This window comes from Xanthomonas sp. NCPPB 3761, from assembly GCF_041475705.2.
Lineage (GTDB): Bacteria > Pseudomonadota > Gammaproteobacteria > Xanthomonadales > Xanthomonadaceae > Xanthomonas > Xanthomonas phaseoli.
In genome coordinates, this window is sequence record NZ_CM191262.1 from 600,235 (window position 1) to 625,754 (window position 25,520).

The 25,520-nt window shown below is 66.2% G+C and carries 15 protein-coding genes, 1 other RNA gene and 1 pseudogene; 8 read left to right on the forward strand and 9 right to left on the reverse strand.

The window, feature by feature from the left end:
* Positions 1-816: 816 nt before the first annotated feature.
* Both ACCQ00_RS02675 and ACCQ00_RS02680 read left to right on the forward strand, forming a co-directional pair.
* Positions 817-1,746, forward strand: coding sequence for a hypothetical protein (locus tag ACCQ00_RS02675; RefSeq protein WP_039570847.1), 930 nt, complete (start codon positions 817-819; stop codon positions 1,744-1,746).
* Positions 1,743-2,108, forward strand: a complete 366-nt coding sequence (locus ACCQ00_RS02680; RefSeq protein WP_003483177.1) for a hypothetical protein — start codon at positions 1,743-1,745, stop codon at positions 2,106-2,108. Before ACCQ00_RS02675 ends, ACCQ00_RS02680 begins: the two co-directional genes overlap by 4 nt.
* Before the next feature lie 357 nt (positions 2,109-2,465).
* Here ACCQ00_RS02680 and accC read toward each other — a convergent pair whose 3' ends face one another.
* The 6 genes from accC to cutA all read right to left on the reverse strand — a co-directional run bounded on the left by accC (position 2,466) and on the right by cutA (position 8,792).
* Positions 2,466-3,833 carry an acetyl-CoA carboxylase biotin carboxylase subunit gene (accC, locus tag ACCQ00_RS02685; protein ID WP_008571860.1) on the reverse strand — a complete coding sequence of 456 codons (1,368 nt, stop codon included), beginning with the start codon at positions 3,831-3,833 and terminating at the stop codon, positions 2,466-2,468.
* Between the two features lie 42 nt (positions 3,834-3,875).
* Positions 3,876-4,205, reverse strand: coding sequence for a four helix bundle protein (locus tag ACCQ00_RS02690; protein ID WP_236493354.1), 330 nt, complete (start codon positions 4,203-4,205; stop codon positions 3,876-3,878).
* Positions 4,206-4,281: 76 nt separating this feature from the next.
* Positions 4,282-4,773, reverse strand: a complete 492-nt coding sequence (gene accB, locus ACCQ00_RS02695; protein WP_017155928.1) for an acetyl-CoA carboxylase biotin carboxyl carrier protein — start codon at positions 4,771-4,773, stop codon at positions 4,282-4,284.
* Positions 4,774-4,870: 97 nt separating this feature from the next.
* Positions 4,871-5,317 (reverse strand): type II 3-dehydroquinate dehydratase, encoded by a 447-nt coding sequence (gene aroQ / locus ACCQ00_RS02700; RefSeq protein ID WP_003483185.1) that lies wholly within the window; start codon positions 5,315-5,317, stop codon positions 4,871-4,873.
* An 818-nt stretch (positions 5,318-6,135) separates the two neighbouring features.
* Positions 6,136-8,454: a protein-disulfide reductase DsbD family protein gene (locus ACCQ00_RS02705; protein ID WP_372354056.1), complete on the reverse strand. Its 2,319-nt coding sequence runs from the start codon at positions 8,452-8,454 to the stop codon at positions 6,136-6,138.
* Complete coding sequence (gene cutA, locus ACCQ00_RS02710; protein ID WP_039570859.1) at positions 8,451-8,792, reverse strand: divalent-cation tolerance protein CutA; 342 nt, start codon at positions 8,790-8,792, stop codon at positions 8,451-8,453. The genes ACCQ00_RS02705 and cutA overlap by 4 nt, the downstream gene beginning before the upstream one ends.
* 388 nt (positions 8,793-9,180) lie before the next feature.
* Between cutA and ACCQ00_RS02715 the strand changes: the two genes are divergently transcribed.
* Positions 9,181-9,255: non-coding RNA, sX9 sRNA (locus ACCQ00_RS02715), on the forward strand.
* Between the two features lie 4 nt (positions 9,256-9,259).
* On the opposite strand, the pseudogene ACCQ00_RS02720 reads toward ACCQ00_RS02715, so the two are convergent.
* Positions 9,260-11,055: pseudogene (locus ACCQ00_RS02720) on the reverse strand (endonuclease).
* 429 nt (positions 11,056-11,484) lie between these two features.
* On the opposite strand from ACCQ00_RS02720, the gene ACCQ00_RS02725 reads away from it, so the two are divergent.
* Positions 11,485-11,772, forward strand: a complete 288-nt coding sequence (locus tag ACCQ00_RS02725; RefSeq protein ID WP_003483210.1) for a co-chaperone GroES — start codon at positions 11,485-11,487, stop codon at positions 11,770-11,772.
* Between the two features lie 152 nt (positions 11,773-11,924).
* Positions 11,925-13,565: a chaperonin GroEL gene (gene groL / locus ACCQ00_RS02730; protein ID WP_039570863.1), complete on the forward strand. Its 1,641-nt coding sequence runs from the start codon at positions 11,925-11,927 to the stop codon at positions 13,563-13,565.
* Between the two features lie 110 nt (positions 13,566-13,675).
* Here groL and xopX read toward each other — a convergent pair whose 3' ends face one another.
* Positions 13,676-15,805, reverse strand: coding sequence for a XopX family type III secretion system effector (gene xopX, locus ACCQ00_RS02735; RefSeq protein ID WP_039570866.1), 2,130 nt, complete (start codon positions 15,803-15,805; stop codon positions 13,676-13,678).
* A gap of 500 nt (positions 15,806-16,305) precedes the next feature.
* On the opposite strand from xopX, the gene ACCQ00_RS02740 reads away from it, so the two are divergent.
* Positions 16,306-19,128 (forward strand): TonB-dependent receptor plug domain-containing protein, encoded by a 2,823-nt coding sequence (locus ACCQ00_RS02740; RefSeq protein ID WP_372354057.1) that lies wholly within the window; start codon positions 16,306-16,308, stop codon positions 19,126-19,128.
* A 104-nt stretch (positions 19,129-19,232) separates the two neighbouring features.
* Here ACCQ00_RS02740 and yjjJ read toward each other — a convergent pair whose 3' ends face one another.
* Positions 19,233-20,618: a type II toxin-antitoxin system HipA family toxin YjjJ gene (gene yjjJ, locus ACCQ00_RS02745; protein ID WP_372354058.1), complete on the reverse strand. Its 1,386-nt coding sequence runs from the start codon at positions 20,616-20,618 to the stop codon at positions 19,233-19,235.
* 784 nt (positions 20,619-21,402) lie between these two features.
* Between yjjJ and ACCQ00_RS02750 the strand changes: the two genes are divergently transcribed.
* The gene (locus ACCQ00_RS02750; protein WP_039570875.1) at positions 21,403-22,476 is read left to right on the forward strand and encodes a 3-deoxy-7-phosphoheptulonate synthase; all 1,074 of its coding nucleotides are present in this window, start codon (positions 21,403-21,405) and stop codon (positions 22,474-22,476) included.
* Positions 22,477-23,293: 817 nt separating this feature from the next.
* Complete coding sequence (locus ACCQ00_RS02755; RefSeq protein ID WP_039570877.1) at positions 23,294-25,471, forward strand: translocation/assembly module TamB domain-containing protein; 2,178 nt, start codon at positions 23,294-23,296, stop codon at positions 25,469-25,471.
* Positions 25,472-25,520 lie beyond the last annotated feature (49 nt).

Here is a 25,520-nt window from a genome sequence, read left to right on the forward strand (position 1 = left end):
CGTCGACCTGGGCGGTGTGTCTTCCCCATGCAGGCGGTGAAAAACGGCCTCGCCGATCAAGATGCGTCCGCTGCCAGGCGGACGGCGTGCTGCTGGCGAATGGACAATTGCCTGGTGTGGCGCTGCATGGACGCGTATCTGCGGTTGGATGTGCTGCCCTGCGGAGGGCGGTAGGCCGATGCCGCCGCACTTGGCGCTGAACCGATGATGCTGCCGAGCGATCGAGCACGGGCTTGGTCGACGGCCGCGTCGAGCAACCGGGGCGAGACGTTGCTTCCTTGCGCAAATGTGCAGTCGCGTGCGCAGGCAGCTGCCTTGTGTGCTGCCGTGTTCCGTCCTGCCGTGCAGCGCGATGCGTGTGGGGCGTCCACCCATGACACGACAGCGCTGCAACTGGGCACCGCCGCGTCGGCGAGGCGACGTTGCCAACTGGCAGGCTCGGTCAGAGGCGGCTCTCTTCAAGATGCGCTGCTATCGGATGCGCAGTCCGCAAGTCAACGCCGCATTCGGAATTTGCAACCGATCAACGCAGCAGCAAGCCGGCAAGCGGCCGAGCAACATCAGCACCAACACACCCCACAGCACAAGCAAACAGCACAGCGCAGCACACAGCACACAGCACACAGCACACAGCAAAGCGCAACCGAACGCATGCAGCGCGCCACTCACGTGCAGTCCGCGCAGGCCGTTACGCATGTCGCCCCATTCTCGACACCTCCACTGGCAGCGTCTGCTTGGCGGCGGCTGTGCGCGCGGGTGGGTGCTAGACTCCGCGCGGTCGCTGCGGGTGGTTCCGCGGCAGGGTCGCCGTCATCCATGCCGCTCGCTCGTGCCCGCCATCTCTGGCTGCTGCTCGCTCCCGCTGCGCTTGCGGCGGCCGCGTGGTGGCATGTGCGCGCGCAACCTGCCGAGCGTGATGTCGACCGCACGGTGCCGGTTGCTGCACAGGTGGCGCCGGTTGGCGCTGCCACACCGCAGCCGCACGCAGCGACCGAGCACAGCGCCGCGTTGCAGCTGCCGCATCGCGATGCGGTGGAAGCGCAACCGGATCTGTATCGCTACGCGCAGCAATTGCAGCAGCAGGTGCGTGCCGGCGATGCACAGGCCGGGTGGCGCTTGAGCCGTGTCTACGATTACTGCGCGCCCTATGCGGCCAGCCCGTCCGGCTATGCCGCCGATAGCGCATGGATCGCCGCGCAACACACGCCGGGAGTGGCAGCGATGCATGCCGCACGCGAGCGCCTGGCGCAGCGTTGCGCCGGCTTCGCCCCCGCCGACGGGCTGGGTCCGCGCATGGTTGCGCAGCAACGCCTGGCAGCGGCGCGCGCCGGCAGCCTGGCTGCCGAGGCCGCCCTGCTGGCGTTGGGCGAACCGTTGCAGGCATCGCCCAGCTACAAACGCGCGCTGGTGCAACGCGTGCTGGCCTCGCGCGATCCCGAGGCCTATCTGGCCCTGTCCCCCGCGATGGGCGCGCGGGCCAGCGGCGATGACAGCCTGCAAGGCTATGTGGCCGGCGATCAGTTCGCCGAGCTGGCCTGGCAAGTGGCTGCATGCCGGCTGGGGCTCGATTGCAGCGCCGGCAGCACCTTGGTCACCAGTTATTGCGCCAACGCGGGCATCTGCTCGCGCGACAGCGCACAGGATTTCGTGTCGTTCGTATTCGATGCCGCGGTGCCGCGGCAGGGAGCAGACAGGGTGGATGAGATGGTCGATACATTGGTCTCCGATCCGGGAGCGCAGTCATGAATTACCGTCGGTTGGCGCATGGCGCCAAGTTCTGGTTATGGGTGGCGTTGTTCGTGGCGTATTCGGCGGCGGCAGTGAGCATCGTGATGATCGATACCGCCGATCACCGGTACCAGCCGCTGTCGGTCAAATCCACCAGCGTCACCGCCGACGAACAGCAGCGACGGCATGGCGCAAGCCAGGTCGCTGCGGTGTACCGCGCCAGCAGTGCCATGCCGTTTTCCACCTTGCCGGCTGGCTCCACGTTCCAGGTGGTGTGGCCGGACGGTTCCACCGAAACCATGACCGTGGTCGACCCGTCATCGGCCAGCGGCATCGTGCCGGTGCCCGGCAGCCAGCAGGCGCCTGCGCCGCGGCGGTGAACGGTGCGGCGCGTTGCAGATCGACATTGCCGCAGCCGCTGCGTCTGCGGTAGCGCAGGCGGCGACGGCGGCTAGCTGCGGCTGCAGCTTTCCTCATTCTCACGTGTGTACACGACCGAGGGTCTGCAGATCGGATCCGGCGCTGGCTTGCGCCATCCGGGCGTCGAACCCTGGGGCTCTGTAGGAGCGCACCCGGGCGTGACTGGGCGTTATCGGTAAGTCCGGTCGCGCCCGGGTGCGCTCCTACGCATGGACCGGCTGGCGACGCGACGCAGTGTCGGCGCGATGCACCGGGGAACAACAAAAAAGCCCGGTTTCCCGGGCTTTTTTGCTTCATCGCTGCAGCGGCAGGCGCGATCAGGTCAACGCGATCGACTTGTTCTTGCGTTCGGCCAGGCGCTTTTCCAGGTAGTGGATATTTTGCCCACCGGCCTGGAAGCCCTTGTCGCGCATGATGCGCTGCTGCAGCGGGATGTTGGTCTTGATGCCGTCCACCACCATCTCGCTCAGCGCCACGCGCATGCGTGCGATCGCGGTTTCGCGATCGGGCCCATGCACGATCAGCTTGCCGATCATCGAATCGTAGTTCGGCGGCACCTTGTAGCCGCTGTAGATGTGGGTATCCACCCGCACGCCCGGACCGCCCGGCGGATGGAAGGCGGTGATCAGGCCCGGGTTAGGCATGAAGGTTTCCGGGTCTTCGGCATTGATGCGGCATTCGATCGCATGCCCGCGCAGCACGATGTCGCTCTGCTTGATGCTCAGCTTGTGGCCGGCGGCGATGCGCAGCTGCTCGCACACCAGGTCGATGCCGGTGATGCGCTCGGTGACCGGATGCTCCACCTGGATACGCGTGTTCATTTCGATGAAGTAGAACCGCCCGTTCTCGAACAGGAATTCGAAGGTGCCCGCGCCGCGGTAGCCGATGCGGATGCAGGCGTCCACGCAGACCTTGCCGATCTCGTTGCGCAGTTCTTCGGTGATGCCCGGTGCCGGCGCTTCTTCCACCACCTTCTGGTGGCGGCGCTGCATCGAGCAATCGCGTTCGCCCAGGTGGATCGCCCCGCCCTGGCCGTCGGCAAGCACCTGGATTTCCACGTGACGCGGATTTTCCAGGAACTTCTCCATGTAGACCTGATCGTTGCTGAAAGCGGCCTTGGCTTCGGACTTGGTGGTTTCGATCGCCGCCTTCAGCGCCGCCTCCGAATGCACCACGCGCATGCCGCGTCCGCCGCCACCGCCGGCCGCCTTGATGATCACCGGGTAGCCGATTTCGCGCGCCACCTTGGTGTTGGCGACGATGTCATCGCCCAGCGGGCCGCCCGAGCCGGGCACGCAGGGTACGCCGGCAGCCTTCATGGCGCGGATCGCTTCGACCTTGTCGCCCATCAGGCGAATGGTGTCGGCCTTGGGGCCGATGAAGATGAAGCCGGATTGCTCCACGCGCTCGGCGAAATCGGCGTTTTCCGACAGGAAGCCGTAGCCGGGGTGGATGGCCTGCGCATCGGTCACCTCGGCCGCGGCGATCAACGCCGGGATGTTGAGGTAGCTGTCGCTGGAGGCGGCCGGGCCGATACACACCGACTCGTCGGCCATGGCCACGTGCTTGAGGTTGCGGTCGACCGTGGAATGCACCGCGACCGTGCGGATGCCGAGCGTGTGGCACGCGCGCAGGATGCGCAGCGCGATTTCACCTCGGTTGGCGATGACGACTTTATCGAGCATGGGAATAGGGAGTCGAGAATGGGGAATGGGGAGATGCGGGCTTCATGGCGCGGCTCCGCGTCTGCGTAAGGCATTCATCAATGCAGTGAGCTTGGCGAAGACCTGGTCGACCTGCTGGCTGACAATGTCCTCGTCATCGGTGTTGCTATAGCCCAGTCGTACCGCGATCTGGACCTGTGTATCCAGCTCGGAGAGCGAGCCGCGCGCAATCGAGAGAAACCGCGCGTAATCGGGAGTGGAGCGCCGCGCTGCACCTTCGGCGATATTCGACGGGATGCTGACGGCCGCACGGCGCAATTGCGCCATCAGGCCGTAGCGTTCGTGCTCGGGAAAGACCTCGGTAAACCGATAGATCATTTCCACCAGCTCCATGGAATCGCACCACGCCTCCAGACGTTCATGAGGCCGCTTTGCCGATTCCCGATTCTCCACTCCCGATTCCCGGCTCTCAGCCAATCACAAACAACGGCTGATCGAATTCCACCGGCTGGCCGGTTTCGCCGAGGATGGCGACGATGGTGCCGGAGGCGTCGGCTTCGATCGGGTTGAACATCTTCATTGCCTCGATGATCGCCAGGGTATCGCCCACCTTGACCTGCTGGCCGACGGTGACGAACGCCGGCTTGTCCGGGGAGGGCGAGGTGTAGAAGGTGCCGACCATCGGGGCGCGCAGCACGTGGCCGTCCGGCAGTGCGGCGGCGTGCTTGGCGCCGCCGGTGGAGGCTTCGGTGGGCGAATGCATCGGCATGCTGGCCGCCGCCGGTGCCTGCGCCTGCACGGCCGGTGCGGGTGCGTACTGCTGCACCGGGGCGCTCATCACCTGGGTGCCCTTGGGCACGCGCGCCAGGCGCACGCTTTCTTCGCCCTCCTTGATCTCGATTTCGGCGAGATTGGATTCTTCGAGCAGGTCGATCAGTTTCTTGATTTTGCGGAGATCCATAAGGGCCTCTGGAAGTGAAACGGTGGGGAGTGCCGGCGGCTGCCGGCGGAATGGGATCAGGACGCCGACACGCTGGCCGAGGTCGATGCGGCAGGGGTCATGCGTCGCGCTCCAGGCGCGCGATCACCGCTTCCAGCGCCAGCCGGTAGCTGTCTGCGCCGAAGCCGCAGATCACCCCGTCGGCCTTGTCGCTGAGATAGCTGTGGTGCCGGAACGGCTCGCGCGCGTGCGGGTTGGACAGATGAATTTCCACGAACGGCAGCCCTACGCCCAGCAGCGCATCGCGCAGCGCTACCGAGGTATGGGTGAAGGCGGCCGGGTTGATCAGGATGTAGGCGGTGCCGTCCTCGCGCGCGGCGTGGATGCGCTCCACCAGCACGTGCTCGGCATTGGACTGCAGGCAGTGCAGCACGTGCCCGGCCGCTTGCGCGCGATCCACCAGGGCCGCGTCGATCTGCGCCAGCGTGGTACGCCCGTAAACCTCCGGCTCGCGGGTGCCGAGCAGGTTGAGGTTGGGGCCATGCAACAGCAGCAGATGGGCCATGGGATCCGGAAGAGCGGAAAGGCCGGAAGTCTGCGCGATGTCGCCGATGCTGTCCAGTTCGACGAACTTAGGTCTGTTTAAAACGATTGTTTTAAAATTCGAATTGTTTGGCTGGGGCGCTAATGGTGGCGGGCAATCATGCGCCGGAGGTCATGCTGCCGGGCCTGAATAGCCACAGGCCGCTGCGAGCGGAACCGGCAGCCGGCCCTGCGCATGCGGAGCAGCATCTGCGCCTGGTGCGATGCGGCGCCGTCCCGGCCGTCCAGCGGCAACAGTTGTTGTCGGCATCCTCTCCTGCCGGGCGTCAGAATGTTGTGCCGGTGGCAGCAATTCGGTGAGTGCCCGGTTTGTTCGTGGCAACGGCGCAGGAGGCGACGCTGCGGCAGGCTGCGATCTGCGCGCAGATCCAGGCGCCAGCAACGCGGCGCCTGGCCGAGCGGGGCCGGCGTGCCAGAGGAAGGCGATCGGCGCGATCGATCCCGTCCGCTGCCTCGCCTCATGCAACTGCCCGCCGTGCAGGCCGCGGCCGCTGTTGCCCGCGATGCATCGCATGCATCCGGGTTCTGGAGGTGTCAGGGGCACCGAACAGGCGACGCCGTGCGCAGCCTGGCGCCGCACCTGCCCCATGCGGGCATCGGCCAGTCAGATCTGCGGAGCGCCGGACGCGCGGGTCGCCGGCCAACAGGGGCCGGCCTCGCGCTTGGACGTGTCGCAATACGCCTGATGGCGCCGGCGCCGGTCTACATGGTGCGCAAAATCTTCGAGCTAGCCCGCCAACAGGCTGCCGCCGAGGTCGCCAGTGGCAGCGAAGACGCGCCTCACCGCGCTGCGCGGAGCAAGGCATCTTCGGTAATCGCGCCGGTCAGCACGGTCGGCAGGATCGCCGGCGGGGCGCCGGGGCCGTAGACCACGTACAGCGGCACGCCGACGGCCTGGTGCTGGTCCAGGAAGGTACTGATGGCGGGATCGACGTTGGTCCAGTCGCCCTTCATGTAGACCGCGTCGACGCGGCGCAACGCGTCGCGGAATTCGGCGCTGCTCAGCACGTTCTTTTCGTTGGCCTTGCAGGTTACGCACCAGTCGGCGGTCATATTGACGAAGACCACGCGGTTGTCGGCACGCAGGCGGTCCAGCAACTGCGGCGAGAACGCCACCACGCCATCTGCCGCGGTGGCTGCCGGCAGGCTCAGGCGCGTGACCGCGACCACCGGCACCAGTGCCAGCACCAGCATCGCCGTGGCCAGGCCCATGCCCAGGCGGTGGCTCTTCCAGCGGCTGCGCTCCAAGCACCACAACCCCAGGGCCAGCAGGGTGGCGCCGACCAGCATCAAGGCCAGCGCATCCACGCCGCGCTGCTTGCCCAGGACCCACAGCAGCCAGATCGCGGTGAGGTACATGGGGAACGCCAGCACCTGCTTGAGCGTTTCCATCCACGCCCCGGGGGTGGGCAGGCGCCGCGCCAGCGAAGGCACGAAGCCGATCAGCAGGAACTGCAGCGCCAGGCCCAGGCCCAGCACCAGAAACACCAGCATCGCCAGCAGCGCGGGCGCGGTGAAGGCGTAGGCCAGGGCCGTGCCCATGAACGGCGCGATGCAGGGGCTGGCGACCACGCAGGCCAGCACGCCGGTGAAGAAGTCGCCCAGCGGCCCGTTGCGCGCGGCCAGCGACTGGCCGATGCCGCCCAGGTTGGTGCCCAAGGTGAACACGCCCGACAGGCTCAGCCCCACCGCGAACATCAGATACGCCAGCGCCGCGACGAACCACGGCTGCTGCAGCTGGAAGCCCCAGCCGGCGGCCTGCCCGGCGGCGCGCAAGCCGATCACCAGCCCGCCGACGGCGGCGAAGGACACCAGTACGCCCAGCGAGTACCAGATGGCATGGCGACGCGCATGGCCGCGGCTTTCGCCGCTGTGCGCCAGGCCCAGCACCTTCAGCGACAGGATCGGCAGCACGCAGGGCATCAGGTTCAGCACCAACCCGCCCAGCAGGGCCAGCACCAGCATGCCCAGCAGGCCCTTGTCGGTATGCGGCGGTGGCGTGCGCTCCGGATTGCCGGCCGAGGCATCGGCGACCGGGCCGGCAGTGCTGGCAGCCGGCGCGGGCTCGACCGGTGCCTGGCCGGCGGCCAGCGGCGAAATCATCAATGGCGCAGCCTGCGCCTGGTTCTGCGGCGACACGGTGCCGGCCGGTACATCGAGGGCGACGCGGCGGGTCATCGGCGGATAGCAGATGCCGTCGGTCTGGCAGCCCTGGAAGGTGGCCACCAGGGTCACGTGGGCCGGATCGGGGTGGTCGCGCAGCAGCGGCAAGGTCACTTCGGCCTGGTCGAAATACACCACCACATCGCCGAAATGTTCGTCGCGATGGGCCTTGCCTTGCGGCCAGCGCGGCAGCCCGGTGCGCACGCCGCCGGCCCCTTCCAATGCCAGCGAGGTGCGGTCGCGGTAGATGTAATAGCCCGGCGCCGGGGTGAAGCGCAGCAGCAGGCTGTTGCCGTCGCCGACGATGGCTTCGAAGTTGAACGCCTGCTCGGCCGGCAGCGGCAACGCGTCCATGCCGGCGGTCTGGCCGGGGGCGCCGAACAGGCGCGGGCCGGTGGCGCTGCGTGGCACCAGCGCGCCCAGGTTTTCACGTGGCGCAGCGGTGGCCTGCGCCCCGGTGGCGTCGGCCGCGGGCAAATCGACGCGGATTTCGCGCCGCTGCGGCGGATAACACACGCCGGCATCGGCGCAGCCCTGGTACTGCACCTGCAGGACGGCGGTCTGCACCGCCGGGTCGGCCTTGCCGGCCAGGGTGGCCTGCAGTTGCCTGCGGTAGGTCTGCACCTGGCCGAAGAACTCGTCGTGCTTGCTCTCGCCTTCCGGCAGCGCCAGTTCGCCCGCGGCAAACCCCTTTCCGGACTTGACGCTGATGCGGTGGCGATACAGGTAGTAGCCCGGTGCGATCTTCCAATTCAGCGCGATGCGGTCGCGGCTGTCGGCAGTGGCGCTCAGCGCGAAGGCCTGGTCCACCGGCAGCAGGTCGGCTTCGGTCACGGCGGCCTGCGCGGGGGTGGGCGCCAGTACCGCCAGCGGCGCGGCGAGCAAGGGGGCGGCCAGGAGCGCGCAGCGGGCGATCCAGCGGGACAGAGACTTCATGGACGTCGGAATTCCTTGCGGGTTTCGGCCCGGACCCAATCGAGATACGCCGGCAGCCCGGCGCTGGCTTGGACAGCGACCGCCTCCGGCAGTTCATACGGATGCAAGGCCTGCAGCCGCGCGATGGCGTCGGGCAGGCAGTCGTCCCAGGTCTTGATCAGCAACTGCACCTCGGTGCTGCGCTCGATCGCGCCTTTCCAGCGGTACAGCGATTGCACGCCGGGCAGGACGGTGACGCAGGCGGCCAGCCGTTCCTCGAGCAAGGCCTGCGCGATGCGCTCGGCGCTATCGGCATCCGGGCAGGTGCTCAATAACAAATGGAGGGAAGGTGCGCTCATTGGACCTGGCAGTGTAATCCCCTGTTTGCGGGGGATCGACCGCCGATTCCGGAACAAGACGTTAACTTCGTGGGCCCGGTGGGGTGACGGGCTCAAGCGAACTCATGGTCGGCGCGCTGCGCCTTGGGGGTGTGCGATTCGCTCGCGCCCTGCCGTGCATGGCAGGGCGGTACCTGGGTTCGGTCGATGGGGGTGGGTCAAGGGCGTGGTGCCTGCCGGCGACACGCACCGTCTGCATCGGCGCCCGGCATCACGGGTTGGTGGACAAGCCGCCCCACGCGACCGCCCCGGCCTGCGCCTCTCTCGCCCCGCCGGGGTAGTCCAGACCAATTGGCAACCCGTTTGCGCGCACCGCCAGGCGGGTGCGCGCGGGGGCCCGGAATCGGGCAGGTGCCACGCGTACAGGGCGGCTCCGAGCGCGCTGTCCACTCCCGCCTGGCGGTGCGCGCGCCATATGTGAGCCGGTCTCAGTTGGCCAGCTGGCAACTGGCCGGCTTGGCCGAGTTGAACAGGCTGGCAGTGGCCCATTCGGGGTGATCCACGAACGGGTTGCGGTTGCCCTGGAAGCTGAAGATCACCTCGTTGCGGGCGCGCTCGGCATCGTCCGGCGGATCGGCCTGGTGCCAGGCCAGCAACGTGGACAGCAGGCCCATGTAGGCGGGCGAGGACGCGGTCTGCACGATCTTGCTGCGGTCGTCGGTGAGCTCCAGGTCCGGCTCGGACTGGCCGCTGGCTGCATCGGTGCCGCCTTCGTAGCGGATCGCCATGTACATCACAGCGCGCGCCATATCGCCCTTGCGCCGGCCCCACACCTCGAAGGTGCCGCTGTTGCCGTCCGGCGTGCGGACCCAGTTGGAATTGCCCGGGTAACGCCCGCTGCCGCCGCCACTGCCGTCGTTGACCTCGGTCACCCGCTCGCCGCAGCTGCCGGTGCAGGTGGCATAGGGCTTGTTGCCGCGGTCTGCGTTGAAGCTGGTGTCGGTCAGGTACAGCATGTGGGTGTCGGTGTAGGGCGCGTACGGCAGGCCGCGGTCGTCGGTGGCGCTGCCGAAGCCCAGCGAGTTGGGCCAGGTGTGCTCGCGGTTGTAGGTGAGTCCGCTGCCGGTGCCGGCCCGGTCGCTGACCTTGGCGTAGCTGCGGTTGCGGTAGGCGTCCAGGATGCGGCCGCTGTTGCTGGGATCCTCGTCGGCCATTTCCAGGATGGTCCAGGTGCTGGTGCCGCTGCCGCTGTACGGGTACACGGTGTGGCCGCGAATGGTGGTGTTGAGCGAGCAGCGCAGCTGGCTGGGGCTGGTGGTGTTCACCCGCGAGTAGTAGCCGGTGGCGCCGCCGCTGGCGGTGGCCACAGTGAAGGCGATGGACTGGTTGGCGGCCGGGCTCAGGCCGCTGGCATCGCGGATGGCGCTTGCGGTGATGGCCAACGTGCAGCGCTCGCCGCCGACCAGGGCAGTGTTGGTGGACAGCGTGAAGCGGGTGCCGCTGGTCGGGTATGTCAGTGCCACGTTGCCGGAGCTGGCGCAGCTCAGCGCAAACGCGCCGCTGCCCAGCGTCACCGCTTCGCTGAAGCCCACGGCCAGATCGCCGGCGGCCGGGAAGCCGGTGGCGCCTTGCGTCGGTGTGGTGCTGCTGATGGTGGGCGCACCGGTGCTGCCACCGTCGCTGCCGGCGAAGGTCTGGCCGCGGTTGCAGGCGCCGAAGGTCTGCGCCGCCGAGCCGGCCCAGCTGAAGTTGGCCGCGGTGGTGCCGGTGCCGGTCAGTTGCAGCGAACTGCCGACCGCGGTGCTGTTGCTCTCGCTCACCGGCAGGTTCTGGCTGGTCACGCCGGCCGCCGGGCCGCCGGGCCGCCGCTGCCGGTGATGGCGCCTTCGTAACTGAGGAATTGCACCAACTGCCCGTTGGGGTCGACCAGCGCCACGCCATCGTTGGGGCCGTTCTGCACGCCGTTGCTGGCGTAGCTCACCGTGGCGATACGCACCTGGCTGCCGCAGCTCACCACCGTGCCTGCCGGCACCGCCGTGTTGGCATACATCACTGCCGCACCGGGGGCGGCGCCGTTGTACAGGTAAATGCGATAGCCGCTCAGCGATTCGCCGGCGGTGGCCACCACTTCCACGCCTTCGCCGCTGTCGCCGGAGGCGCCCGCGTCGTCGTAGTGCAGTTCGTTGATGAAGACCGCGGCATTGGCGGAGGTGGCACCGAGCGCGAACGCGCAGGCCAGCGGAAGGGTGCAACGCAGGGACACGAAACGGGACGGCAACCTCATCGACAGCTCCTTGTGATCGGGGAATGCGTTCCCGACTTTAAGGCGCGCGCATGACAAGCGATGGAACCTGGTTCCATTTCTAGAGCGTGGCGGAAACGCGCGGGCCTGCGGTGGCAGCAAGGCATTCAGCGCCGCCGCCCCCGGCATGCCTTCCGGCTCTGGGCCATCGGCAGCGCGTCAATCGCCGTCAACAGGCATGGCCGTGCATTGTCCCTGGCCCCGCGCCGCACTCGTAGTGGCCTCTGGCCGAGACCGCCGCCGTCGAAAAATTTTTGCCGCCAGGCCTTGAAAGCCGCCCACGCAGCACAATCTCTGGCCCGCACCCGCTCTGTCGGGTTTTTTCCGCGCGCTGTGCTGGCAGTCGTCATGTGCGAGTGCTAACATCGCCGATAATTTCCAGGCCAATCAAACACTTAAGAGGTCTTCTCTATGAGCATCAAGCCGCTTCACGACCGCGTTGTAGTCAAGCCGATCGAAGCCGACGAAGTTTCCGCCGGCGGCATCGTGATTCCGGACTCCGCCAAGGAAAAGTCCACCAAGGGTGAAGTCGTCGCGATCGGCGCCGGCAAGCCGCTGGACAACGGCAGCCTGCGCGCGCCGGTGGTCAAGGTTGGCGACAAGGTCATCTACGGCCAGTACGCCGGCAGCAGCTACAAGTCCGAAGGCGTCGAGTACAAGGTGCTGCGCGAAGACGACATCCTGGCCGTCATCGGCTGATCAGGCGCTATGCGCCGGGAATCGGGAGTAGGGAATTGGGAATCGGTAGAGCGGCCAGCGCCCTCGCCATCCCGCCCAGCCCCGATATCCGCCCTTGATTGACCGATTCCCCATTCCCCATTCCCCATTCCCAATTTCCGGAGTAACAACCAATGGCTGCTAAAGACATTCGTTTCGGTGAAGACGCACGTACCCGCATGGTCCGTGGCGTCAACGTGCTTGCCAATGCCGTGAAGGCCACCCTGGGCCCGAAGGGCCGCAACGTCGTGCTCGAGAAGAGCTTCGGCGCCCCGACCATCACCAAGGACGGCGTCTCCGTCGCCAAGGAAATCGAACTGGCTGACAAGTTCGAGAACATGGGCGCGCAGATGGTCAAGGAAGTCGCTTCCAAGACCAACGACAACGCCGGCGACGGCACCACCACCGCCACTGTGCTGGCCCAGGCCCTGATCCGCGAAGGCGCCAAGGCCGTGGCCGCCGGTATGAACCCGATGGACCTCAAGCGCGGTATCGACCAGGCCGTCAAGGCTGCGGTTGTCGAGCTGAAGAACATCTCCAAGCCCACCACCGACGACAAGGCGATCGCCCAGGTCGGCACCATCTCGGCCAACTCGGACGAGTCGATCGGCAACATCATTGCCGAAGCGATGCAGAAGGTCGGCAAGGAAGGCGTGATCACCGTTGAAGAAGGCTCGGGCCTGGAAAACGAGCTGGACGTGGTCGAGGGCATGCAGTTCGACCGCGGCTACCTCTCCCCGTACTTCATCAACAACCAGCAGAGCCAGTCGGCCGACCTGGACGACCCGTTCATCCTGCTGCACGACAAGAAGATCTCCAACGTGCGTGACCTGCTGCCCGTGCTGGAAGGCGTGGCCAAGGCCGGCAAGCCGCTGCTGATCGTGGCCGAAGAAGTCGAAGGCGAAGCGCTGGCGACCCTGGTGGTCAACACCATTCGCGGCATCGTCAAGGTCGTGGCCGTCAAGGCACCGGGCTTCGGCGACCGTCGCAAGGCGATGCTGGAAGACATGGCCGTGCTGACCGGCGGTACCGTGATCTCCGAAGAAGTGGGTCTGGCGCTTGAGAAGGCGACCATCAAGGACCTGGGCCGCGCCAAGAAGGTGCAGGTCTCCAAGGAAAACACCACGATCATCGATGGCGCCGGCGACACTGCCGCGATCGAATCGCGCGTGGGCCAGATCAAGACCCAGATCGAAGACACCTCCTCCGATTACGACCGTGAGAAGCTGCAGGAACGCGTGGCCAAGCTGGCCGGCGGCGTTGCAGTGATCAAGGTCGGCGCCTCGACCGAAATCGAAATGAAGGAAAAGAAGGCACGCGTCGAAGACGCCCTGCACGCCACCCGTGCAGCCGTCGAAGAAGGCGTGGTCCCGGGCGGCGGCGTGGCCCTGGTGCGTGCGCTGGTGGCCGTGGGCGAGCTGAAGGGTGCCAACGAAGACCAGACCCACGGTATCCAGATCGCCCTGCGCGCGATGGAAGCCCCGCTGCGTGAGATCGTGGCCAATGCCGGCGAAGAGCCGTCCGTGATCCTCAACAAGGTCAAGGAAGGCAGCGGCAACTACGGCTACAACGCCGCCAACGGCGAGTTCGGCGACATGGTGCAGTTCGGCATCCTGGACCCGACCAAGGTGACCCGTTCGGCACTGCAGAACGCCGCCTCGATCGCCGGCCTGATGATCACCACCGAAGCCATGGTGGCCGATGCACCGAAGAAGGACGAGCCGGTGATGCCGGCCGGCGGTGGCATGGGCGGCATGGGCGGCATGGATTTCTGATCCACGCCACTTCGGCTGTTGCGTTAAAAAAACCCCGCCAAATGGCGGGGTTTTTTATGCGCGTCACTTGCGCATGCACGCGGCAGTTGCCGGTGACCGGCGCTCGTCCCTCAGGACGAAGGCGCTGTGCTGGTTGCGGCCTGATCCGGCGACCGATGCGCGTGCGCAGGCGAGCGTTGCTCAGGCGATGCACTGGCTGCGGCCAACGCGGCATCGTCGTTCGTCTCCTCGATATCGGCGATGTCGTCGATTTCGGTGATCGTGACGCTGCTGCTGGGCCTGGTCTGCGCCTGCGCGCCGGCGTCCTCGATCACCTGCAGGGCGATCTCGCCGACCCGCTGCGCGTACTCCTGTGCCTGGTCCGGCGACAGGCTCTGCACATATCTGGCCGTGTCTTCCACGTGCTGGATGAGCTCCTCGGGCGAGGACGGCATGCGGGTGGCGAGCGTGGTGCCGTCGGGCCCTCTGAACACCCGCATGACCTGCGCGCCGCCCCAGTTCATCGCCAGCTCTGCGCCACGCGCCATCGGGCCCGGCATGGTCATCGACATCAGCGACATGATCGCGCCGGCGTAGTAGGGCGATGCCGACGAGGATTCGATCAGGCTCTTGTCTGCCAAGGTCTTGGACAGTTTCTCCACGCCCAGGGCCAGCGCCATCACCAAGCTGCCGGAGCACATGGCCTTGAAGCGCTCCATTGCGTCCTGGCGGGTCGCATGTGCGTTGAGCGCCGACTGCATCATCACGGTCGTGACAAGGATGGAGTCGGCAACCAGGTCGACCGTGCCGATCCGATCCGGTTGGATCAGGTAGACCGTCAGCCCGGTCACTCCGGCCGCCAGCGTCGCCAGTGCCAGCTTGGGGGCAATGTCGTGGTTGGTGACCTGGCGCGGGATGGTGGCTGGCTGGTCCTGATTCTGGTTCTGGTCCACTTGTAGCGCAGTGCTCAGTCGCTTGCTGCATTGGTCCAGCGTCTCCAGCAGGTGCGTGCACTGGGCATTGAGCGTACGGGTGAGCTCGTGCCCTTGGCTCGGGTCGGTGAACGCGCGACGTGCCTGTTGAAACGCTTCTCGGCCGTTCTCCAGAGCGGCGCAGATCTCGTTGAGTTGCGTGCGCAGTTGCGCGCTGATCTGGCCGGGCGTCAGGCGTGCACGCAACCGCTGCGCCTGGCTTTGAAAACCGGCGCTTTCTGCAATGCTGGCGCCCAGGTGCGACACCTTGTGTTGCAGTCGATTGCCGAGCACGTTGAGGCTGTTCCAGAGGAAGGGCGTGAGCACCATCGCCGCGCACGCGGTCGATGCGGCCGCGGCAAATCCCGGGTTGTTTTCCACTGCTTCGGCCTGGTGCCGCATGGACGGGTTGCCGAATTTCTTGGGCAGTTCGGTGGTGAGGAACAGTCCGTTGAGCAAGATGGCGTAGAAATGCATTTCGTTGGCGTCTCGCCCCAGCTGCCCGCCCATCAGCGGGAACGGAAGTCCGTCGGCGGTGGGACGCAGCGCAGAGGCCGAAAGCGTCATCACGCCCTTGGTTGCCGCGGCGATGGAATAGGCGAAGGTCTTGGCCTGGTTGCCCAGAAACGGACTGGGGACGACCAGGGGCCACAGATTGACCAGGTTGGCCAGCGACTTCAGCGCCCGCCCGGCCGCAGGTGTGCCGTGCTCCAGCGGCTGCAGCGCGTCTTCCACGGCCTTGATGTCGCCGAGCAATTGCTGGCGGAAGCGTGCTTCCAGACCGGTTGCCGCTTCGATGACATCGCGCAGCTGGGTGATCTGCTGGCGGCACGCGGCCAGACTGTGCGGCGCCTGCTGTTCCGGGTCGGTGTGACGCACCATCTGCAGGAATGCAGGATCGTCCGCATGGATCTGCAGCATGGTGCGCAGATCCGCCAGCGACCAGAGATCGGACGCCCCCTTCGATACCGCAGCGTAAGCCTGCTGCACGCCGCTTGCCAATGCAGCGTTTGCGCGGGCGGCAAGCGAGGGGGCGGTGGACGGGCCGGCGGCGCGTTCGGGTGAATGGGCTGGCGGTTCAGCGTCGTGCGAGGGCACCGGCGAAGCGCCGTGCTCGGAGTCGGCGGTGGACGCGCGCGAACGGCTGCGCGGAGTGAGCGCCGACAAGCTGGGGTGGAGCGGCGTTTGCGTCGGCGACGTGGCGTCGGCGACCGGAGCGTTGTCGGTATGGGTGTCGTGCAATGGCGCCAGGGAAGAGGGGCCTGCGGTTTGCTGTTTCTTGATCTCCATGGTGGGTTTCCTTGATGGGAGGGAGCGGCCAGCGGGTACTGGCTGGCGCACATGCATCATTCGAACAAGCCTGCCCGGCCGGCATAACGCGATGCGAACTCCTGCGTTGCAGGAAGAACCAACCAGGCAGGACGGTGGCAACTTGTGATCGCATGACCTGTTGCACCTGCGCAGGGTCGAGTGCGCTGGGCGCGCAGAAATCGTGGTGGAGGTACCCCCAGCCGGCCGCATCGTCGATCGCCGTCACACTCTGTGACCTCCTGTTGACACCGATGTCATCGCAGCCTTAGCGTCGCTGGGCAGGCGTTTGCGCCGAGCGGTCGGGGGGCCATCGGACAAGGGGCAGCGGTGCACGCATCGCTGGCAGGCGTCGTTGCAGTGCACTGCCACGCCGGCCGCGTCCGGCCTCTCCCGGGGATCTTATGAACTGCCGCAGTCATCGCCTTGCCTTGTCGATTTCCGTCTCCCTTGCCGTGACTGCTGCGTGCGCGCCGCCGCTCATGGCCCAGCAAACCGAACCCGATGCCACGCGCGCCACCTCCACGCTGGATGCGGTCAGCGTCACCGGTTCGCGCATCAAGCGCGCGCAGGTCGAAGGTGCGCAACCGGTGGTCACCATCAGTGCGCAGCAGATCCAGCAGGAAGGCTTTGCCACCGTCTACGACGTGCTCAACAGCATGAATCAGCAGGGCTCGGTGGAAGCCGATACGCAGTGGGGCTCGCATACGCCCAACGCCTCGCCAATCAATCTGCGCGACCTCGGGCCGGGGCGGACGCTGCTGCTGGTCAACGGGCATCGCGTGGCCGATTACCCGCTGCCCTACGGCGGCGAGAGCAACTTCTCCAACTACAGCAATATTCCTTCCGCCGCAGTGGAGCGCATCGACATCCTCACTGGCGGTGCGTCGGCGATTTACGGCTCGGACGCCGTGGCCGGCGTGATCAACGTGATCCTCAAGCGCGACTATCAGGGCGACCAGGTGCGCCTGCGCGGCGGCACCGCCACCGAAGGTGGGCGCGACAGCTTCGACGTGTCCTGGGCCGGCGGGCGCACCGGCGAGAACTGGAGCCTGACCTATGCGCTGCAGGCCACCCGGCGCGACCCGTTGAGCGGACGCGATCGCCCACAGATGGACGATTCGGACGACATGTCCTACTCCAACTGGACCGGCCAGAACCGCCTGTACGGTTTCAATCCGTTCACCGGTTTGAGCCTGATCGATGCCAATACCAACGAGCGCCTGGCACCGCCGGCCGGCACCTGCGCGCGCTTCGGGGGCGAGTTCATCGACGCGCAGCGGCTGAGCTACAACCAGAACACCGGCGCGCTCACCAACGCCGGCGATTACTGCGGGGTGGCACGCGATTACGGCGACTGGGGGCTGGTCACCGGCAGCGAGGATTATTCGGCATATCTCTACGGCACCTGGAAGTTCGGCGAACACACCGAAGCCTGGGCCACGTTCTCTGCCAACCGCAGCATCGGCCGTTGGACCTACGACCCGCCGTACGCCTACCTGGGCCCGTTCCAGGACGCGGCCACCGGGCGTTCGTTGAACCTGATCCGCCAGCTCACCCGGCGCGAAGCCGGCGGCTGGGACCGGCTTGCCAACTACAACAAGGAGCAGTCCTGGGATCTGAGCGCCGGCTTGCGCGGTGTGTGGGCCGACCGTTTCGATTGGGAGTTCAGCGTAGGCCGCTCGCGCTACACCGTCGACGAATACATCCGCACCGTGGACACCGCGCGCGCCACCGACTACTTCCTCGGCAGCTCCCTCGGCACTGCCGCCGATGGCACGCCGATCTATGCGATCAACCAAGCACGCCTATACACCCCGTTGTCGTCGGACCAGTACGACAACCTGGTCGCCAAATCGCACAATTCGGCCTATTCGTGGGTGAATCAAGCCAGTTTCAGCGTAAGCGGCGATGTGGTGCAGGGCTGGGCCGGGCCGATCCGTTTCGCCACCGTGGCCGAAGTGGCAAAGCAGGGCTATCAACTCTCTCCCGACCCCTGTGCCAACGAATGCTACCCGGTGGACGTGGTGGACGTGGTGGACAGCGGCGGTGGCGAACGCATGCGCAGTTCGGCCGGTCTGGAATTCCAGATTCCGTTGCTCTCCACATTGAGCGCGAATGTGGCCGGCCGTTACGATCGCTACGGCAATTACCGTTCTTCGGCCGCCATCCCCACCGACGTGGGCACGCAGAGCGACACCACCTGGAGCGCGGGTCTGGAATGGCGGCCGGTGGAAAGCCTGCTGGTGCGCAGCACCGTGGCCACCAGCTTCCGCGCGCCGGACATGCATTACGTGCTGGGCGAACCCAGCTCCACCAATCAGACGGTGATCGACCAGTACCGCTGCATTTCTTCGGGCGCGTACCTGACCGGCGGCTGCAACGACGAAAACAACAACATCTTCTACACCGTGGACGTGAACCGCCGTGGCACTCCGGATCTGCGCTCGGAAACCGGCCGCTCGTTCACCGGTGGCGTGGTGTGGGACATCGCGCAGGGGCTGTCGCTGAGCGTGGATTACTACCGCATCCAGCTGGAGGAAATGATCAAGGACCTGGACCCCGACGAAATCCTGTCGGCCGAAGCCGGCTGCCGTACCGGCACCACCATCAGCGGCGGCACCTGGAACAATCCCGGCGGCGCGGGCTATTGCGACACCATCACCTCGCGCGTGACGCGCAATGCCGACGGCACCATCGCCAGCATCGAGCGCGGCCCGATCAACCTGGCGCAGATGGAAACCTCCGGCATCGATGCATCGCTGAAATATCGCCTTGCCACCGCCGACTGGGGCAACTTCCAGCTGTCGCTGGACTACAACAATCTGATCGCCTACCGCGAGCAGATCTACCGCACCGACAGCGACGAAAACCGCCGCGACGAACGCGTGCGCAGCCGCGTGCGTGGCAGCGTGCATTGGGACAACGGCGGCCCCTGGGACTGGACCGTGTACTTCCGCCGGATCGGTTCCGTGCGTGCCGTCAACTGGGGCACCTGCGAACGCTTCGACGACGGCTATCAACCCAGCGCCTCCGATGCGTGCCTGGTGACCGATACCGGCAACGTGCACCTGGGCGAAACCAGCAAGCGCTACTTCGGCCGCGTGGGCCCGGCGATCTACTGGAACCTGAGCACCGGCTACAAGATCACCGACCACGCCAAGGTCAATTTCTACGTCAACAACGTCTTCAACGAAGTGGGCTACGACCACAAAGAACGCTTCTACGGCTACGGCTTCTACAACACCACGCTGTTCAACCCGATCGGCCGCGAAGTGGCTGCCGAATACGTGTTTACGTTCTGAGTGACATGTGCCCCACTGTTCGCCATGGCCTCATCGCCGTGGCGTGCAGTGGTGTGTCACGGTGACGCACTCATGTACGCGGGAAAACCAGCCAAGACACCATGTCAGTCAAGTCGCGATGCGGCTCGGCGCAAGCTTGCCAACGCGCGCGCGGCAATGCCGCGCATCTGATCGCTCAAGGCAGCGTCGTGGATGGATCGCTGCCAGAACTGTTCGGCCATCTCCGCGGCGCGTCGCCATTGTGCGAATTGCCCGACCGTGGGTGGTGGACTCTCGATCTCCCTTGGCACGATTTCGCCACTGGATGCCGGCCGCAGCGCCATTGGCAACATGTCGTACACCGGCGCAAGCCGCAACGGCAGCGTGTCGGCAAGAATCAGCGCTGCGTTGCCCAGATGCATGTCGGTGTTGCCGATGAGCACGCCGAACCAGCTGATCACCTCAAGACGCTCGGAATCTTCCGAACTTAGCCAGCCATCGCGCTTGAGCAGCGGCGCAAGCGTGCGCCATGTACTGAACTCCGACTGCCCATAGAACGCGGTAAAGATCGCCATCAACGAGACAAAGCCGTGACGGCCCAGCATCGGGGTGCGATCGAAGCGCGTGGATTCGAGAAAGACGCGCTCGCCGGCCTGAAGCCGCTGCGTCGTTGCAGCTGCGATGCCACCGGCAAGTAGCACTTGGTTGGCAAGGTGCTCCATCTGCAGCAGGTCCGCCCAGCGCCGCCCGGCCGGCTGATCGATCCGATCGGAGAACTTCACAATGACCGGACGATACACACCATGTTCGCGCAGCACGGCGGTGAACTTCGGTTGCTCGCCTGCAGCGGACGAGCCGACGTCCTCGCCGCGCAGGGCGGCATCGGCATGCTGGAGATATGTCTGCGTGCGCGCTTCGATATCGACGCACTCGGGCTGATCGATCGACGACAGCGCGCGCGCCAGCGCATGCTCGCCAACGAGCAGGTCGCCGAGCTGGTCGTGACCATCGGCCAGTAGCGCGACGAGCGTGTCACTGGGCGACCACAGCATGAGATTTTCAGGGAGCCGCAACGGCCCGGAGACGCGACGTGCCAGATTGCGCCCGAGAAATCCTTGCGGGCGTTGGTCATCCAGAAACCAGGGCAGCGACTCGAACACGCCCAACTGCATCGGCGGATGCAGGAGCACCGGGTTTTCCTGCAGCAGCTCTACGAAGAAATGGTCGTGATGGAGTGCATGCAGCTGGCCCAACGCTACAACGCGGGCATGGCTGTCGATGCGATACAGCGGCCAGGCGCGCGCGCCCCGCACCTCGCCTGCGGCGGCATAACTGGTGGCGCGGGCGCTGCCGTAGCGCCGCACCGCGGCTCCTGCAGCCGCAACCAGACGCGAGAGCGTTGCTTTGCTCACGCCCAATCGCGCAGCAAGATCGGCGCCGCGCAAGGGGCCGTCGATGCGCAGCGTGGTGACCAGGCGTTCTACTGCTTCGGGCTGGGGCACGTAAATCACTCATGAAACGATTTATGAAACGATATATCAGGGTTGCCAGCGTAACAAGTACTTGACTTGTATGGGAAATTACAGGATCTAGAGATACATCGAGTATTGAGGTTGAAACGATACTTTCGGTGTTCCACGGCTGGAAACAGTGTCCGGAGCGCAGCCTTGCATTGAGCTGGCGGCTCCAGCGAGGCTTGAGGACTGACACGTCGGCAGTGCGGCATCGTTCGTGTCACAGCTCCCCCGGAGGCGGTGTGTGCGCATCAGCTTGCCGCGAAGCGCGGGCCTGAAACGCCCCTTGGTGTGCCGGGGTGAAGGTGCGCCCTGCACCTAGTGCGCCCGCAGTCGGGCGGGTGAACTTCCACGCCAGCGCCTTGATCGCACCGCGCCAGTGGCGTGCAGCACATCCCGCCACATTGCCGCTGCACGTAGGGCCATCGGCAGCTCAACAGCGATCGGATTGCGTTTTGTTGCCCTGATCAACCGTTGCTGCCATGCCTCTGACGACGCGCCGCGCCACGCAACCACTGCGTCGAGACACATGGTCCGTTGCCGATGAAACAGTGGCAATGCGAAAAAACGCGTGGTATGAATGCATCCCATGAACGCACCCCGCAGCCAGTTTTATTTTTGGTACTACGGTTTTCCGATGCCGCTGGCGGAGGAAGGATTGCGCTCACCCTGAAGGAAACTTCAGCAGCATTCCCGAAAAGCCGCCAGCGCACACCTGGCGGCTTTTTTGTTGCCGCCGCGCCTGGCTCCCCGATGCAACACCGCCCACCGAGACACTGTGATGCCGCCCGTAACCGATGACCTGCGTATCCGCAAGATCGAAGCCCTCGCACCGCCTGCGCAGCTGCTGTCGCTGCTGCCCTGCGATGAGCGCGCCTCCGAAACCGTGACCAACGCGCGCGCCGCGCTGCACGACATCCTGCACGGGCGCGACGATCGCCTGGCCGTGGTGATCGGCCCCTGCTCGATCCACGACCCGGTCGCGGCGATGGAGTACGCACAGCGCCTGCGCCCGTTGCGCGATCAGTTCGGCGACGCGCTGGAGATCGTGATGCGGGTGTACTTCGAAAAGCCGCGCACCACCATCGGCTGGAAGGGCCTGATCAACGATCCGGACCTGGACGGCAGCTTCCAGATCAACAAGGGCCTGCGCGTGGCGCGTGGCCTGCTACGCGATATCAACAATCTCGGCCTGCCGGCCGGCGTGGAATTTCTCGACATCATTTCGCCGCAATACATCGCCGACCTGGTGGCCTGGGGCGCGATCGGCGCACGCACCACCGAGAGCCAGGTGCATCGCGAAATGGCATCCGGGCTGTCATGCCCGGTGGGCTTCAAGAACGGCACCGGCGGCGACGTCAAGATTGCAGTGGACGCGGTGGGTGCGGCCTCGCATCCGCATCATTTCCTGGCCGTGACCAAGGACGGCCACACCGCCGTGGCAGCGACGGCGGGCAACCCGGATTGCCATGTGATCCTGCGCGGCGGCAAGCAGCCCAACTTCGATGCGGCCAATGTGGAAGCGGCCAGCCAGGTGCTCAATGCATCCGGACTGCCTGCGCGCCTGATGATCGATGCCAGCCACGCCAACAGCAGCAAGAATCCCGAGAACCAGCCCAAGGTCGTCGAGGACATCGCCAATCAGCTGGAAAACGGCGAAACGCGCATCGTCGGCGTGATGGTGGAAAGCCACCTGGTCGGTGGGCGTCAGGACCTGTTGCCGGGGTGTGAGCTGACCTACGGCCAAAGCATTACCGACGGCTGCATCGGCTGGGACAGTTCGGTGCAGGTGCTGGAACGCCTGGCGAGCGCAGTGCGCGCACGGCGCACGCGCCGGATTGCCGAGGCTGCGTGAGCTGAGGCGCAGCAGCCCCGGCAGACGCTTGCTGATGCTGCATGGGGCATCGCCAACGCGGAATGATTGCGAGGCAGCGCGTTGGCTGCTCTGCGGTGAGCGCGGGGCCTCGCGCGTCCCCCCATCTGGCTACGCGTGACCTTCTCCCGATGAGAGAAGGGTCTGGTGGCTGGCACGTGCGTAGATGCATCAAAGGTCGGCAACGGCGCAGGCAATCAAGTGGGTGCGCTGGACGCACGGCTACTGCTCGCCGAGGAGACAAGGCTGCGCTGGCGCGCCGCAACTATGCACGCGCGGCGCGTTGGACGTGGCGCCCCGCGTGCCGTCGGCGGCGACGATCAGCGACGACCACTAGCTGCATCGATCGGTTTGGTCGTGGGCGCAGGCGTCTGGCTGGCCGCTGCAAGCCAAGAACGTCGGGCCGGCGCAGGGAGCCGGCCCGACGGATTGGACACCACCCAGTGATGGCCCGTTTCGCGCAGTGACAGCAGGGGGAGAGAGCCTTCCTGTCACATGAAGCGAGCGGGCAGGACTGTTATCCACCTGGCACGTGACCCTGCGATGTCGCTGCATGTCGTGCGCAGCAATGAAGTTCGAGAAGCGTTAAACACCGGGAGGGCGCGATGGCAGCGGTGCGGCGCATCGCCGGTGCGGCACCGGTCACTGGCCGCGCGCCAATCTCCCAGCTCGCCGCCGATTCCCAATTCCCAATTCCCGATTCCCGATTCCCGATTCCCACAACGGCACCAGCCTTGTTCACGCCTCGCGGTCAGCGCAACCGGGATAGTGGCGGCAGACTCTTTCCTGCCTGCGCCCCATGCCCTCACTTCGCGACCGCTTTCAGCGCTGGCCACGGCCGTGGCGTCGTGCAGTGGGCGTGGTGTTGGCGCTGTACGCGCTGTATCTGCTGGCCGGCAACCTCTATCTCAATACCCCGTTGTTCGACGCCAGCACCAATCGGCAGCCGCACAAGTTCACCATGCAGACCGGCCCGGCACTGACCCTGTTCCCGGGCGAGGTCATTGCCTGGAACGTGCGCATGCGCGGGCAGGCCAACCGTACCGTGTACGTCTTCCATGCGGAGCGCGCGCATGCGCGTATCGCCCTGCTGGCCTTGTTTCGGCGCGAAGTGCGCCTGCCGTGGCTACATGCCACCGGCGTGAGCGCAGAAGTGGAAACCTCCGATACGCCCATTCCGCCACCGCCGCGGGGTCACCAGGGCTGGACGTTGCGCTTCGATGCAATCACCAGCAACAGCATTCGCAGCGCCCGCCTGGGCAAATTGCTGATCGCCGGGCAAGGCCACGGCAAGGTCGGTTTTCTGAAGCAGCTCAAGGGCGGGCCGTCGGAACTGTTTCCTTCCGAAGCGGGCTTTACCGATGCGGTGGTCAGCTACGACGGGGTGCAGGTATTCAACGGCGCGCAGCTGGATGCGCAGTTCCAGTTTCCGCGCCATTACCGCGACCAGGCACCGGGCCTGCGCAAGCTCGGCATCACCAACGCCCGGCTACAGCTGAAGGCCAACTCCGTGGCGCTGACGATCGATACCGGCGCGCCGCATGTGGACATCGGCAGCGGGCCATCGGCCGCGCGCGTGGAGGCCGATGTCCGCCTGGCCAGCGGCGCGCTGCAGCCGGGCAGCCGCGCGGTCTGGCGGCTGCCATTGCTTGCGGGCGTCGGCGCCACCGACCGCGGCATGCTCGCACTGCAACTGGATGTGGCCCAGGACATCCGCGTGCAGGCGCGGCTGCCGCGCGATGAGAAGACCGGCAGCGAGCTGCACGCCGATCTGCGCATCGCCGGGCGCAGCGTTCCGTTCGAACAGCCGGCGCAGCTGTTGCCGCGCCTGTCGGGGCAAGTGCGTGGGCGCTGGAAGTTCGAATCCTTGAACTGGATCGCCGAGCTGTTCGTGCGCAAGCCGTGGTTCCAGCTGGAAGGCGGCGGTCTGGTCGAAGCGGACCTGCGCCTTGCACAGGGCCGGCTGAGTGCCGGCAGCACGCTGGATATTCCGCGCGTGGAGGCGGTGGCGCAGGTGTTGGACACGCGCCTGGCCGGCGTGGCCAAGGCGCACGGGCGCATCGACGATGCCGCCACCCCGCAGGCGCATCTGTATGTAAGCATTCCCACCTTCAAGGCGGCACCGCGCGATGCGCCCAAACAGCTCCTGCTGGACGGCCGCAACCTGCAACTGGCCATGCATGGCGATGCCGAGCTGGCGCGCCTGAGCGACACGCTCAAGGCGCAGCTGCGTTTCAGCGATGCGCGTGTGCCCGATCTCACCGCCTACAACCGCTACCTGCCAGGCAATACCGCGCGCCTGCTCGGCGGTAGCGGCAGCCTGACCGGCGATGTGGCGCTCAATGCCTCCGGCGATGTCGGTACCGGCCATGCGAACCTGCGCGCGAAGGGCGCGCATCTGGCGTTGGCTGACGTGCAGATGCGCGGCGATGCCGAGTTGCAGGCCACGCTGCAGCGCGCCGACTTCAAGACCAAGTTCTTCGACCTCAGCGGCACGCGTGTACGCCTGCGCAACATGCGCGTGGGCGAGGACGGCAAAGACGCCGACTGGTGGGGCGAGTTGCAAGTGGGGGCCGGCACCATCCAGGCCGAGGCACCGTTCCAGGTGGATGCCGACGCAGCCCTTCGCATGCGCGATATCGCACCACTGCTCTCGGTATTCGCCCAGCGCGCCGACTATCCGCGCTGGGTGCTGGGCTTGCTGGATTCGGGCGAACTGGATGCCACCGGTCGATTGCGTTGGCGCAAGCAGCAGGTGCTGATCGACGACCTGCACGCGGAAAACGCGCGCTTGTCGCTGCGTGCGCGGCTGGCCTTGAACGATGCGCAGCGGCGCGGCGATCTGTATCTGCGCTGGGGTGTGCTGGGTGCCGGCATCGAACTCGATGGCAAGCAGCGGCAGTGGCATCTGGCCGGCGCGCGCGAGTGGTATGACGCGCAGCCCGGACTGCTGCCGGCGGTCTCCAAGACCAAGTGATATGGTCGCCGGCGTGATCGTGCTGCGCCCTGCTCACGGCTGGCTTGGC

Bases quoted from the DNA above. Each gene is read 5' to 3' on its own strand.
- ACCQ00_RS02725 (WP_003483210.1), top strand. From the start codon at position 11,485: ATGAGCATCAAGCCGCTTCACGACCGCGTTGTAGTCAAGCCGATCGAA.
- accB (WP_017155928.1), bottom strand. From the start codon at position 4,773: ATGGATCTCCGCAAAATCAAGAAACTGATCGACCTGCTCGAAGAATCC.
- ACCQ00_RS02755 (WP_039570877.1), top strand. From the start codon at position 23,294: ATGCCCTCACTTCGCGACCGCTTTCAGCGCTGGCCACGGCCGTGGCGT.
- groL (WP_039570863.1), top strand. From the start codon at position 11,925: ATGGCTGCTAAAGACATTCGTTTCGGTGAAGACGCACGTACCCGCATG.
- ACCQ00_RS02740 (WP_372354057.1), top strand. From the start codon at position 16,306: ATGGCCCAGCAAACCGAACCCGATGCCACGCGCGCCACCTCCACGCTG.
- ACCQ00_RS02680 (WP_003483177.1), top strand. From the start codon at position 1,743: ATGAATTACCGTCGGTTGGCGCATGGCGCCAAGTTCTGGTTATGGGTG.
- accC (WP_008571860.1), bottom strand. From the start codon at position 3,833: ATGCTCGATAAAGTCGTCATCGCCAACCGAGGTGAAATCGCGCTGCGC.
- aroQ (WP_003483185.1), bottom strand. From the start codon at position 5,317: ATGGCCCATCTGCTGCTGTTGCATGGCCCCAACCTCAACCTGCTCGGC.
- ACCQ00_RS02705 (WP_372354056.1), bottom strand. From the start codon at position 8,454: ATGAAGTCTCTGTCCCGCTGGATCGCCCGCTGCGCGCTCCTGGCCGCC.
- cutA (WP_039570859.1), bottom strand. From the start codon at position 8,792: ATGAGCGCACCTTCCCTCCATTTGTTATTGAGCACCTGCCCGGATGCC.
- ACCQ00_RS02690 (WP_236493354.1), bottom strand. From the start codon at position 4,205: ATGGAGCTGGTGGAAATGATCTATCGGTTTACCGAGGTCTTTCCCGAG.
- ACCQ00_RS02675 (WP_039570847.1), top strand. From the start codon at position 817: ATGCCGCTCGCTCGTGCCCGCCATCTCTGGCTGCTGCTCGCTCCCGCT.
- ACCQ00_RS02750 (WP_039570875.1), top strand. From the start codon at position 21,403: ATGCCGCCCGTAACCGATGACCTGCGTATCCGCAAGATCGAAGCCCTC.
- xopX (WP_039570866.1), bottom strand. From the start codon at position 15,805: ATGGAGATCAAGAAACAGCAAACCGCAGGCCCCTCTTCCCTGGCGCCA.